Source organism: Thioalkalivibrio sp. HK1, assembly GCA_000583135.1.
GTDB lineage: Bacteria > Pseudomonadota > Gammaproteobacteria > HK1 > HK1 > HK1.
Genome location: JFBG01000001.1, coordinates 57,607 through 69,769, shown reverse-complemented (window position 1 = coordinate 69,769; position 12,163 = coordinate 57,607). Strand labels below are relative to the sequence as shown.

At 50.3% G+C, this 12,163-nt stretch carries 12 protein-coding genes; 8 read left to right on the top strand and 4 right to left on the bottom strand.

Annotation, left to right across the window (positions count from 1 at the left end; genetic code table 11):
* The first annotated feature begins 166 nt into the window (after nt 1-166).
* The 6 genes from BF99_RS0100315 (at nt 167) to BF99_RS0100280 (ending at nt 6,326) form a co-directional block, all read left to right on the top strand.
* Nucleotides 167-1,708, top strand: coding sequence for an AAA family ATPase (locus BF99_RS0100315; RefSeq protein ID WP_025769273.1), 1,542 nt, complete (start codon nt 167-169; stop codon nt 1,706-1,708).
* A complete protein-coding gene (locus BF99_RS0100310) occupies nt 1,705-2,202 on the top strand; it encodes a hypothetical protein (protein WP_025769272.1) in 498 nt (165 codons plus the stop codon). Before BF99_RS0100315 ends, BF99_RS0100310 begins: the two co-directional genes overlap by 4 nt.
* A 216-nt stretch (nt 2,203-2,418) precedes the next feature.
* Nucleotides 2,419-2,736: a hypothetical protein gene (locus tag BF99_RS0100305; protein WP_025769271.1), complete on the top strand. Its 318-nt coding sequence runs from the start codon at nt 2,419-2,421 to the stop codon at nt 2,734-2,736.
* A 173-nt stretch (nt 2,737-2,909) separates the two neighbouring features.
* Nucleotides 2,910-4,139, top strand: coding sequence for an argininosuccinate synthase (locus BF99_RS0100295; protein ID WP_025769270.1), 1,230 nt, complete (start codon nt 2,910-2,912; stop codon nt 4,137-4,139).
* A 124-nt stretch (nt 4,140-4,263) separates the two neighbouring features.
* Nucleotides 4,264-5,817: an AAA family ATPase gene (locus tag BF99_RS22310; protein ID WP_081758989.1), complete on the top strand. Its 1,554-nt coding sequence runs from the start codon at nt 4,264-4,266 to the stop codon at nt 5,815-5,817.
* Nucleotides 5,814-6,326 (top strand): hypothetical protein, encoded by a 513-nt coding sequence (locus BF99_RS0100280; protein WP_156013095.1) that lies wholly within the window; start codon nt 5,814-5,816, stop codon nt 6,324-6,326. The genes BF99_RS22310 and BF99_RS0100280 overlap by 4 nt, the downstream gene beginning before the upstream one ends.
* Before the next feature lie 178 nt (nt 6,327-6,504).
* On the opposite strand, the gene BF99_RS23870 is transcribed toward BF99_RS0100280, so the two are convergent.
* Nucleotides 6,505-6,630 carry a hypothetical protein gene (locus BF99_RS23870; protein WP_306699393.1) on the bottom strand — a complete coding sequence of 42 codons (126 nt, stop codon included), beginning with the start codon at nt 6,628-6,630 and terminating at the stop codon, nt 6,505-6,507.
* Between the two features lie 459 nt (nt 6,631-7,089).
* Here BF99_RS23870 and BF99_RS0100275 point away from each other — a divergent pair, with 459 nt between their 5' ends.
* Both BF99_RS0100275 and BF99_RS22715 read left to right on the top strand, forming a co-directional pair.
* Nucleotides 7,090-8,622, top strand: coding sequence for an AAA family ATPase (locus tag BF99_RS0100275; protein ID WP_197018974.1), 1,533 nt, complete (start codon nt 7,090-7,092; stop codon nt 8,620-8,622).
* Nucleotides 8,622-8,939, top strand: a complete 318-nt coding sequence (locus BF99_RS22715; RefSeq protein ID WP_156013094.1) for a hypothetical protein — start codon at nt 8,622-8,624, stop codon at nt 8,937-8,939. Before BF99_RS0100275 ends, BF99_RS22715 begins: the two co-directional genes overlap by 1 nt.
* A gap of 316 nt (nt 8,940-9,255) precedes the next feature.
* Here BF99_RS22715 and BF99_RS0100265 read toward each other — a convergent pair whose 3' ends face one another.
* From BF99_RS0100265 to BF99_RS0100255, 3 genes are read right to left on the bottom strand one after another with little or no spacing between them, the layout of a single operon-like run.
* Complete coding sequence (locus BF99_RS0100265) at nt 9,256-10,290, bottom strand: alcohol dehydrogenase catalytic domain-containing protein (protein WP_025769266.1); 1,035 nt, start codon at nt 10,288-10,290, stop codon at nt 9,256-9,258.
* A 19-nt stretch (nt 10,291-10,309) separates the two neighbouring features.
* Nucleotides 10,310-11,026, bottom strand: coding sequence for an SDR family NAD(P)-dependent oxidoreductase (locus tag BF99_RS0100260; protein ID WP_025769265.1), 717 nt, complete (start codon nt 11,024-11,026; stop codon nt 10,310-10,312).
* A 13-nt stretch (nt 11,027-11,039) separates the two neighbouring features.
* On the bottom strand, nt 11,040-12,152 hold the full coding sequence (locus tag BF99_RS0100255; RefSeq protein ID WP_156013093.1) for a hypothetical protein: 1,113 nt from the start codon (nt 12,150-12,152) through the stop codon (nt 11,040-11,042).
* Nucleotides 12,153-12,163 lie beyond the last annotated feature (11 nt).

The window sequence follows — 12,163 nt, the reverse complement described above, 5'->3', positions numbered from 1 at the left end:
AAAGTGCAGGCGGCATCTTATACGCGCCAAACGCGGCCACGGCTTTTGAAGTGACAAAAGATCGAAGCGGGAGTCTATAGCATACCCCCGCCTCGATCCTCGTAAATTCGCCAAGATCATTTTTCGACATGCACTCGATTCCGCAAAATTCAAGGAGCAGCAGAGTATGAACACCGCACCATCGTCGAAGAACCTGACGCTGAGGGTCAGAAATTTCGGACCGATCATCGAGGCAAATATCGACCTCCGCCCTCTTACTGTATTCGCCGGTCCCAGCAATACAGGAAAATCTTGGCTTGCGATATTGATATATGCATTGCATAAAAATTTCGATCGGCCGGATATCGTCACAAGTAAATTATTGAGAAAAAATATCAATCAGGATCACTGCAAGCATATTTTGGAAGAATTTATAAAATGGATAGCATCCTTCGAAAAAATCCTGAAAGAAAGTGATGATGGAGAAAAAATCGAAGTCCGCTTACCTCCTAAAATTAAAAAAGAAATACTAAAATCTATAGAACATTCAGGAGAAGGAACTGTCAATCAGATTTGTATCTCTCTGGGTGTCGAGTATCAAGGAAGGCTCATTCGAAAATCAAAACCGGATAGCAATGTCTCCATCGATATAGCAAGAAAGATAGACGATAGTGAATATATATCGCAATCATTGAATTTTTACATAGACTCACAGGAATTGAGAATGAAAATTCCAGATGTAGTGTATTTTTTCAAGTCCACTTTGGAATTCATAGCGGAAGATATAGCAGGAGATATTCGTGAAGCCATCGATCAAAAGAGCAACCCTGAAAGATATCAGGATCGACTTCTATGGAAGTATGGTTATATGCTATCCTTCATGACGAATCAATGTATCAATTCGTGGTTTTCTCCTTTGGGTGATTCAGCATTTTACTTTCCTGCGGATAGAGCCGGGGTGATGCATGCTCACCGCACTATTGTCAGCGCAATTGTCGGCAACGCCGCTTCCGCCGGAATTCAACAAACAACGGGGGCCACTACACAACTTTCCGGAGTTATGGCCGATTTTCTTCAACAGCTTATCAATGTCGATTCGAACTCGAATTCGACCGATCACCGTCATACGATGGAAAATCACAGTATCGAAATAGAGAAAAAAATCGTCGGCGGGAAAATCGGTATCGAAAGAAGTCCGTTAATCGGTTATCCGGAATTCACCTACCAACCAAAGGGTTGGAAAGCACCGTTATCGTTGAATAATGCCTCTTCCATGGTATCGGAGATTGCTCCGATCGTGCTTTTCCTGCGCCATAGGATCATGAAGGGGGATACCCTGGTCATCGAAGAGCCGGAAGCGCATCTACACCCCAAGATGCAAGTGGCGTTTACCCAACAGCTCGCCGCCCTTGTCCAATCCGGCGTCAGAGTGATTCTGACCACGCACAGCGATTGGGTTTTACAAACTATCGCCAATATGATATGCGCATCCGATCTGAACGAAAAACAACGATCGAATATCCCCACTGCCCAAATTGCATTGAATGAGGAGCAAGTTGGTGTATGGCTATTCGAACAAAAGAGAAGTCCTAGAGGATCCGTTGTGAAAAAGATGTCTTTGGATCGGGAAACCGGACTCTACGATTCGGATTACGAGTCCGTCACCGAGGATCTTTACGGAGACAGCACCTCGATCTACAATGAAATCCAACGGAGTTTGAGCGCATGAGTGAGGGTATCGCATCGATTATGAAGCGGGTCGATGAAGAATGTCATACTACCGGCGGTTGCGGAAAAGATGGATGTCGCGTCGATCTGAAAGGAATGCCCAAACCGCCTGGACGGTTGATCGTCGATATGGATTGCAAGAAACTGCATATCCCTACCGATCGAAAGCGGTGTGACTATCTGATTTTTTCCGATGATCCAATCAACAGGAACACCGATGTCATTGTGGTCATCCCTATGGAAATGAAAAGCGGAAGAGTGATAGCATCGGATGTCATCAGGCAGATTCAAGGTGGCATCAAAACTGCCAAGAGTCTTATCGATAGTGACATATTGACTCGCTTCGTTCCAATATTGGTACATAAAAAGGGATTGAATAAAAAAGAACGGATTGAATTGAGAAAACCAATAAAAATTTGCGGAATAGTCGAAAGTATCAAATCAATGAAAAGCGGAGCATGCCTGAAAGACAATCTGTATCTGACCACAAGCTGAGAAAGTCTCGGATTCATGACGAATGAGCATCGTAATTCCAAAAAAGGATATGCGTCTCATTATTCACAGAACGAAATCGAAGGATGTTGTCGATATAAGAAATACTCGATAAAGGTCTCGTCGTCCTTGTGATAACAGGACACCTTATGCGAAGAGGGCCATGATATCCGGCAACCGCAGCAGCGAGAGGCTTGATGCTTATTGGGCTACAATAGCATGATCTTTCTCAGAATCTTGCCATCGGCCATTATGCGCAAGGCTTGGGTGGTGTCGATGGGCCTCCCGGTGATCGATCATGCGCTCGCCGGGGATACCGATAGCGTCTTGCCATTGGCCATGACGAAAAGCGCAGATGCAGATGGAGTCACGAGGATAGTCCTCGAGGATAGGACGCATACGATCGAAGGCATCCGGCTCGTTTGGCCGGCCAACCTAAGGCCCTCCATCGATCGAGAGCCGCTCTTCGTCCTCCGATCTTTCCTCGAAACCCTCCACCGACTCGGCTCAGGCGATTGCCTCGATATGCCGATGTGAAAACGTCTTCCGTCGAAGTCAAAACAACCGGCGGAAAGTAGAATCTCGCTTGAAAGTAGAATCTCGCTTAGTAGGATCGATTCGCTTTCATTTTCCTCAAAAGCCCCGATGAAGGGCTCTCGAACGGGCCGCCCGCCCCCCTATCGCTTTGGATATCGAAGGAGTTCGAAATCATGGGCGACGTCAAAAAAGTGGTTCTCGCCTACTCCGGCGGACTGGATACCTCGATCATCTTGCGTTGGCTGCAGGAGAACTACGGCTGCGAAGTGGTCACTTTCACCGCCGACCTCGGGCAACGAGAAGAGGTGGAACCGGCCCGCGCGAAGGCCGAATCCCTCGGGGTACGAGAGATATTCATCGACGACTTGCGCGAGGAATTCGCCCGCGACTTCGTCTTTGCGATGTTTCGCGCCAATGCTCTTTACGAAGGCGAATACCTGCTGGGCACCTCTATCGCCCGCCCGCTGATCGCCAAACGATTGGTCGAAATCGCCCACGAGACCGGGGCGGACGCCATCTCCCACGGCGCGACCGGCAAGGGCAACGATCAGGTGCGCTTCGAACTCGGCGCCTATGCCCTCTCCCCCGACATCCGCATCATCGCTCCTTGGCGCGAATGGGATCTGAACTCCCGCGAACAGTTGCTGAACTACGCCCAAAAACACGGCATCTCGATCGATAAACGAAGCCCTCACGAGGGCGGCAATACCTCCCCCTATTCGATGGATGCCAATCTCCTGCATATCTCCTACGAAGGGAACGAACTCGAATCGCCGGCGACCGAACCGGACGATGGCATGTGGCGTTGGACCCGCTCGCCCGAAGACGCCCCCGACACCCCGCGCTATATGGAACTCGTCTATCGACACGGGGATATCACCGCCGTCGACGGTCAGGAGATGAGTCCCGCCACGGTGATCGAGACCCTCAACCGAATCGGGGGCGAAAACGGCATCGGAAGATTGGATATCGTCGAGAACCGCTATGTCGGCATGAAATCCCGCGGTTGCTATGAAACCCCGGGCGGCACCATCATGCTCAAAGCCCATCGCGCGATCGAATCCATCACCTTGGATCGAGAAGCGGCGCACCTCAAAGACGAACTCACCCCGCGCTACGCCCAGCTGATCTACAACGGCTACTGGTGGAGCCCGGAGCGCCTGATGCTGCAAGCATTGGTCGATGAATCCCAAAAATACGTCAACGGAAGCGTCCGCCTCAAACTCTACAAGGGCAATGTCCAAGTGGTGGGCAGAAAGTCCGATACCGACGACCTCTTCGACCCCGAAATCGCCACCTTCGAAGACGATCGCGGCGCCTACGATCAAAAAGACGCCGAGGGCTTCATCCGCATCAACTCCTTACGCCTTCGCATCTCCGCCAAACGCGGCCGCAGCTTTTGATGTGACAAAAAAGCGAAGCGGGAGTCTGTAACACACCCCCGCCTCGTTTTTCTTCGACTTGGGGCCAAATGGGGGCACTTCACCGCCCCCGATTGGATATTGCAAGATTCAAGGAGAGCAGGGCATGAGAAACGCACCGCCGTCAAAGAACTTGACGCTCAAAGTCGAGGATTTCGGCCCGATCATCGAAGCCGAAATCGACCTTCGCCCCCTGACCGTATTCGCTGGCCCCAGCAATACGGGAAAATCTTGGCTGGCGATATTGATCTATGCGTTGCATCGATATATCGAAGAAATAGACAGTCCCTATTTTTTGGACAGAGTCCTTTTTTCTCGTCTCTCGAAAAGAAATGAAATATCGAAAGAAGAAATTGATACTTTCATCGATTCGTTAGGCGTATCATCCAAGGAGAAGTATGATTCGAGTGACAGCGGAAAAATAATCGACTTGCCCGATTTCATCGTGAATGCCATTTCTAAATATTTAGAGCGTTCAAACGAAAGATTCGCCAACCATATTTGTCGCGCATTGGGAATCGAGGATAGAAGATATCTCATTCGCCACTCAACAAGACAAAATCATGCATCAATTTCCTTGATAAAAAAAATCAATTGCTCTAATAAAGAAATTTTAAATCGTTTATTTGTATTTAAAGGTGATGAACTAGATGTGGTGAAAAATGATCTGCCAAGAACGGTTTTCATGAATAATTCTTTGATAGAGCGAATATCCAATCGTATCGATGACGAGCGCGACGATTCAACCGATTCCGATGAGTTGATAATGAGACATAGGCGTTTACTTTCCTTGATAGCGAGGCAGTGTATTGCCTCATGGGTTGATCCTCTAAGCCGATCCATATCTTATTTGCCTGCCGGTCGAACCGGAATAATGCGAGCCCATACCAGCATTGTAAGCGCAGTTATAAGTAATGCTGCCTCTTCCATTCTTCCATCGACATCACCCCCTGCACAGATTACCGGGACTCTGGCGGATTTTCTTGAACAAATGATATCTATAGATTCATCCGCATACCGCAGGAGAAGATTCTCCCACCATGTTCGCTCCGATCGTATCATGAAAGATCATAGTGCCGAAATAGAAAAAAACATCATTGATGGGAAAATCGAAGTCATAAGATCACCGCATATTAATTATCCGGAAATCACATATCGTCCTAAAGGTTGGAAACGATCAATACCTTTACTAAACACCTCCTCCATGATATCGGAACTTGCTCCGATCGTGCTTTTTATTCGTCATAAAGTCATGGAGGGAAGTGTACTGATCATCGAGGAACCGGAGTCGCACCTACATCCGGCGATGCAAGTAGAACTAACCCAGCAACTCGCTGCCCTTGTCGGATCAGGTGTGAGAGTGATCCTGACTACACATAGTGAATGGATTTTAGAATCTCTTTCCAATATCGTATATTCATACTCACTGAAGGATATATCGCGATCAAATATTCCTGATGTCGAAATTGCATTGAATCCCGAGCAGGTCGGAATATGGCTATTCAAAAAGAAAAAAAGCCCTAAAGGATCCGTCGTGGAAGAGATGACTTGGGAAAAAGAAAATGGAATCTACAGATCGGATTACGAGGCTATCAGTGAAAATCTCTACAACAAAAATGCCTCTATCTACAATGAGATTCATAATGGTGAAATACAATGAGCACGAATATCTCTTCCATTGCCGATCATGTTGATCAAGCATGCCATTCCAAGAGATGTAATAGCGGCGAATGCGTCGTTAATCTGACGAATCTACCATCTTCACCCAATCGCTTAATCATTAAAATGGACTGCGATGAATTAAAAATTACACCCGGTGGCAAACGATGCGACTATATTATTTTTCTTGATTTCAACAATCGCAACGACTCTATCGTGATCGTTCCTATTGAGATGAAAAGCGGGAAGATTCACGGAATAACGAACATTGTCCAACAGATAGAAAGTGGAATCAAGGCTGCCCAACAATGGATTGGCAATAATACATCAACAACCTTTTTTCCGGTATTGGTGCATAATGGTATCCATTCGCACAATCGCACTAAATTAAAAGACGCTATGATCCAAATAGACAAAAATAAAAAATCGAAATTGATTTTGATGAAATGCGGTGATTTTTTGATTAACAAATTGCGTCAGAATAAAAAATCTAATAAAAATCGAACATGAAGCGATTTCCATGCGTAGCATCTCCCTAAATCTCTCGGATCATATATTCGAAGAATCGAGAAGCAGATTATGAACTGTTGTCGATATCTAGCCAAAATAAAACTGCGATGCTATCAATCTACTCTGAGATGTTATATGGAGATATGAAGATATGTTAGTGGCAACCCCTTTATCCGCATCAAAGCAAGCCAATATGCTGGGGACGCAGATGCGCTCCGGATCCATCGACGAGGACATCACTATGGGCCTTGCCCATCTGCCACGACAACGGGTCGCGATACTCCAGCCACGACTTCCAAGACATGGTTTGTTGGTTGGGAATCGACTCGTCGCCCTTCGCCGGTCTTCAGTGAGAGAAACGACTGTGCCGAGCGACTCATCCCTAGCCCCAAGGGAAATCCGCGACGACTGGAAATTTATCCGTACATCGAGAATCTGCGACGGCCCCTTCGGCGGATCGAGGAGCGATCCAATGAATAATGGCAGATCGAGCATCACGAACATCGCTCGCCAAGCCGACCTACATGAAACGTGGTGGGTAAAGCCCCGGTCGTCGCGTAAGATTCGAGGGTGTCCCGGTAATCTCGGTGCGGTACACTTGCGCCTTCGCACATCCACCGAGTAGCCTCGGATTTTGAAGTGACTAAAGGGCGAGACGAGAGTCTGTAACATACCATCGCTTCGTTTTTCTCCGCCGTCGGACTGGATGAAATCGCTTTGCGACACCCCGATTCGATACTGCAGGATTCAAGGAGAGAGGAGAATGAGAAACGCACTATCGTCGGAGAACTTGACGCTCAAAGTCGATGATTTCGGACCGATCATCGAAGCCGAGATCGACCTTCGCCCCTTGACCGTATTCGCTGGCCCCAGCAATACGGGAAAATCTTGGCTTGCAATACTGATCTATGCGTTGCATAGGCATTTTGAGGGCTTATGCGATACAGGCACGGGGTTTTTTATTGAAAAACTAACAAAAGGATATCTATCTGAAAAAGAAATCTCCTCTATTATAGACTGGGCGAATTACGAGATACTCTCTAAAAAGAAAATCAGTGCCAAAAGAGCCGAGCAACGGATTGATTTACCTGATTTTATTATGAGGAATATTCATAAATATATCGATGAATCCCATGAAAATATCATCCATCAGATTTGTCGGGCTTTGGGGGTCGATAACAGAAAGGATCTTCTTCGTAATGCAACGAGATGTGATCAGGCATCCATTTCTATCATAAAGACTTTTCGCGATAGGGGATCGTTGCATCAATGCTCCATTCTGAGAGGTGATGAATTCACAAAAGAGACGATCGAATTTCCAGACACCTCATCGATCGATATCAATGCACTAAAGTCTACGCTTGGGATCGATCGAATGATTGTAAATCGAGATCCGGATGATTTCGATGTACTCTGGAAATGCAGTGAATTACTCTCTACCATAGCAAGTCAATATATCTTTCCATGGTTCGAACCGCTGAACGAATCGGCTTATTATTTTCCTGCGGACCGAGCCGGTGTGATGCATACCCACCGAACGATCGTCAGTGCAATCGTCGGCAACGCCGCTTCCGCCGGTCTTCGGCCGACAACTGTATCCACCACACAGCTTTCCGGTGTTATGGCCGATTTTCTTCAGTCTCTCATCAATATCGATTCGAACTTGCATCGTAACAAGGCATCTTGTATCCGCCATACGATGGAAAACCATAGTATCGAGATCGAGAAAAATATCGTCGGCGGAAAAATTGGAATCCAACGAAGTGCACTGATCGATTATCCGGAGTTCACTTACCAGCCAAAGGGTTGGAAAACACCGATATCTTTGAATAACGCCTCTTCCATGGTATCGGAGATTGCCCCGATCGTGCTTTTCTTACGCAATAAAGTCATGCAGGGAAATACCCTGATCATCGAAGAGCCGGAAGCGCATCTACACCCCAAGATGCAGGTGGAATTCACCCAACAACTCGCAGCCCTTGTCCAATCCGGGGTCAGGGTGATTCTGACCACGCATAGTGATTGGGTTTTACAAACCCTTGCCAATATCGTGCGCGCATCCGGTCTTGACGATGAGGAACGATCCCATATCTCCACTGCCAAGGTTGCATTGAATCCCGATCAGGTCGGGGTGTGGCTCTTCAAATCGAAGAAAAGCCCGAAAGGCTCGGTTGTGGATGAGATGGTTTTGGATCGGGAAAGCGGGCTCTACGAGTTGGATTACGATGTCGTCAGCGAAAGTCTTTATCTGGATAACGCTTTGATCTCCAACGGAATTCATAGGAGTTCGGTGTGATGAATGAAATGATCGCCTCGATCGCCAACCGGATCGACGAGAAGTGTCGTGTCACTAAGTGCAAGAGCGGGAAATGCGGTGTCAGTTTGAAAGGGATGCCACATCCGTCAGAACGTTTGATTGTAAATATGGATTGCCGTGAGTTGCATATCCGAAATCGAAGACGGTGCGATTATATGATTTTTATTGACGATTCATCCGATGATCGAGTCGAGTGCATTTTGGCTATATCGATGGAGTTGAAGGATGAAAAAGTTCGCGATGTAGAGGGTATCCTCGAGCAGATCAAAGACGGGATCGAGATTGCAAAAGAGTGAATTACCGAGAACATATCGCCTTGTTTCATTGCTGTACTGGTACACAATGGTATTCATAGGGAAAGTTCGAGAAAACTGGCCAAATCTCCTATTACGATATGTGGAGTGAATCACTTTGTGCTTCCGATAAGAAGCGGATCGTGCTTGATCGATGTGCTGAAAAAAGAACTGCATTCGTCTAGAAAGTGAAAAGAGGAATATCTGGTTGCTCTATTAATGACATGGCGCGTAAGTTGCATCATTTCAAAAAAGAATATCCAAGGATATCCTTTTCATTATTCATAGAATGATCTTGAGCGCGCAAGCTGCAAGAGACTCAACGCTCGTCGGGGCCCAGTAGCACGATCTTGCCCAGAGCCTTGCCGTCGGCCATCATGCGCAGGGCTTGGGCGGTGTTTTCCAAGGGGAAGAGGTCGGCGGTCAGGGTATCGAAATCGACCGAGCCCTCCTCGATCAATCGAACCGCCTCCTCGAATTCCTTGTTGAACTGAAAAGAGCCGACGATCTCGATCTCTTTTAGCATGATCAACCGCAGCATCACTTCCGCTTGGGTCAGCTGGATATTGCTGAGGATCGCCACCCGTCCCTTTTGTTTGACGGCTTCGAGGGCGGTATTGAATGCCGAAATCGCTCCGCTGGCTTCGATGACCACATCGAAGCGCTTTTCCAGATCGCCGGTGTCGATCTCACCGATCACCAGCCCCTCGGCGGCTCCGGCGCGCACCGCCACATCGACCGCCGCCGGGCGCAAGTCGGCGGCGCTCACATGCGCTTTGCGAGCGCAGGCTCCGGCAACGGTCAGCAATCCCATCGGTCCGCAACCCATCACCAACACCTCTTGACCGGCCTCGACACCGGCTTTGTTGAGGGCATGGAGTGCGCAGGCCATCGGTTCGGCGAAGGTCAGATGGCGGGGGTTCACCGTCTCGGCGACCGGGCGGCAGCATCGCAAGGGATGATCGATGATTTCGCGGAAGAATCCATCGAGATGCGGCACCGTGGTGGCCGAACCGGGGAAGTTTTTATGACGACATAGATTCTCCTCGCCGCGCCGGCAAGGATCGCATTGCCCGCAGTTCATGATCGGATTGAGAGCGACCAGCTGCCCCGGCCTTAGATCCGAACCGTTGGGATCGACGACCCTCGCACAGGCTTCGTGGCCCAAGGTCACCGGATTTTGCAATTCGAAACCCGCATTGGCGAAGTGCGCGTAATAGTGCAAATCGGTACCGCAAAGGCTGGCGGCGGCAAGGCGCAGACGGACGAAACCAGGAGGGACGGCGTTCGGGACTTCTTGATCGTCGATCGTGATGCATCGGGCGGCCGTCAGCTTGGTTGCGATATGGGTCATGACCTGTCGTGTCCTTTTTTTAAAACCCGATGACATAGCCGCCATCGACCGGCAGGTTGACGCCGTTCACATAAGCGGCCTGATCCGAGGCGAGGTAGAAGATCGCATTCGCCACATCCTCGGAGGTGCCGAATGCGCGGGTGGGGATGCGGCGTTCGATTCTTTCGCGGCGGGCGGGGTCTTTGGCCAGCACCGCGCGGGTCATGTCGGTATCGATGAAGCCCGGGCTGACCGCATTGCAGCGGATGCCGAACTCGGCGGCATCCACGGCGACGGAGCGGGTCAGCCCGACCACCGCGGTTTTGGCCGTGACATAAGCGGCCGCCGAAGGCAATGCCATCATCCCTCCCATCGAGGCGATATTCACGATGGCGCCACCGGTCTTTCGATGCAGCGTCACATAGCGTCCGCAGGCAATGAACATCGCCCGCACATTGACGCTCAGCACCCGATCCAGTTCATCGGGGGCGACCTCCCATGCGGTCTTTTTCAGATGGATCCCCGCATTGTTGACAAGCACCGCAAGCGGACCGGCCTTTGCGTGGATATCGGCCAGCCAATCGGCATGAGGGTCGGCGGCGATATCGCATTCGATGAAGGTCGCACCGTGACCCAAGGTGTCGAACTGCGAGCGGCTGCGGGCGACGACGAAGACCTCGAATCCCGCCTTGAGAAAGCGGCGCGATTGACCCAGACCCAACCCCTTGTTTCCTCCGGTGATGACGGCGACTGGCATGTCTTGGCACTCCTTAGTTCCCTTTCAGGTGATGGCGGTAGAGCGTGTTGATCCGAGAAAGAAACGCATCGGGCGCGATCTCTTTTCGGAAAAAGTCCGGCATGATCTCGCAAATATCGTCGACGAAATCCAAGAACCAAGCATCCCTGGGCCGGGTCCAAGCGTTATCCATCGTATGAAACCCTCCCTCGAAGAAGGCCGATGTATCGGGATTCGATGCTTGCTCCAACCAGACCTGACGGCTGGCGGGCTGACCGTTGTTGGCAAGATAGACGCCACCTTGGATCGGCGGCGAAGCCAAGCGGCGGGCGAAGGCAATGGCCTCCTCGGGGTGGTCGGTATCGGCCGAAACGCCGATACCGGCTCCGCCCAGAATCGCGCGAGGCCGCAAGAACCCTTTGCAAAGCGGCAGGTCGAAGTAGGCCACCCGATGGGCGCGAAAACCCGGGCGCACATAGTTCACATAGCCGAACAGACAGGGCGAGCAGGCGAACTCGGCGGTCGATGACATCGCCTCGAGGACCCGGATCGGATTCATCTCCACCTGCTCGGCGGGACCGAGTCGATAGAGGGCACGCAACACACCCAATGCATAACGCCCGCTCTCATCGGAGAAAAAACGCTCCGGATCGTGCGGCATGACCTCCTCGCCGCGACCGGCGATCAGCGTCATCATCATATCAAAGGCATCGACCGGCAAAAGCGGCGTGAGCGGGCGGAAGCGGGCGGCATCCGGTGCCAGCAAATCCTCCCAGAATTCGGGTAGCGGCGCTCCGAGATCCGGCAAAAAAGCGGCCATCTGACAAGCGGCATCGATCGCATAGGCCCAATACACGCCGTCCCACAGATAGCTCTCCATCGATCCCCCCAACGAATCGGCGAGATCGGCAGGCGCCGGAAGCGGCAAAAGCGCACCGCTAGTTGCGATCTGACCGACATGCGGATGGTCGAGCACGATGAAATCGTAGCGCTCGGCAAGGCAGAGGATCGGCTCGTCCGCGAACGCCTGAAGCGATCGCTTATCCCACGAGATCTCGATTCCGGTCTCGGCCGAATAGGCATCGGAGGCGGCGACGACCGGCTCGTATCCGCGCGGATGGTCCCATGTCATGCCCTTGAGTCTCACGATGACATTCC

Excerpts from the sequence above, each read along its gene's own strand:
- BF99_RS0100315 (WP_025769273.1), top strand. The coding sequence starts at position 167 with ATGAACACCGCACCATCGTCGAAGAACCTGACGCTGAGGGTCAGAAAT.
- BF99_RS0100310 (WP_025769272.1), top strand. The coding sequence starts at position 1,705 with ATGAGTGAGGGTATCGCATCGATTATGAAGCGGGTCGATGAAGAATGT.
- BF99_RS0100305 (WP_025769271.1), top strand. The coding sequence starts at position 2,419 with ATGATCTTTCTCAGAATCTTGCCATCGGCCATTATGCGCAAGGCTTGG.
- BF99_RS0100295 (WP_025769270.1), top strand. The coding sequence starts at position 2,910 with ATGGGCGACGTCAAAAAAGTGGTTCTCGCCTACTCCGGCGGACTGGAT.
- BF99_RS22310 (WP_081758989.1), top strand. The coding sequence starts at position 4,264 with ATGAGAAACGCACCGCCGTCAAAGAACTTGACGCTCAAAGTCGAGGAT.
- BF99_RS0100280 (WP_156013095.1), top strand. The coding sequence starts at position 5,814 with ATGAGCACGAATATCTCTTCCATTGCCGATCATGTTGATCAAGCATGC.
- BF99_RS23870 (WP_306699393.1), bottom strand. The coding sequence starts at position 6,630 with ATGTCTTGGAAGTCGTGGCTGGAGTATCGCGACCCGTTGTCGTGGCAG.
- BF99_RS0100275 (WP_197018974.1), top strand. The coding sequence starts at position 7,090 with ATGAGAAACGCACTATCGTCGGAGAACTTGACGCTCAAAGTCGATGAT.
- BF99_RS22715 (WP_156013094.1), top strand. The coding sequence starts at position 8,622 with ATGAATGAAATGATCGCCTCGATCGCCAACCGGATCGACGAGAAGTGT.
- BF99_RS0100265 (WP_025769266.1), bottom strand. The coding sequence starts at position 10,290 with ATGACCCATATCGCAACCAAGCTGACGGCCGCCCGATGCATCACGATC.
- BF99_RS0100260 (WP_025769265.1), bottom strand. The coding sequence starts at position 11,026 with ATGCCAGTCGCCGTCATCACCGGAGGAAACAAGGGGTTGGGTCTGGGT.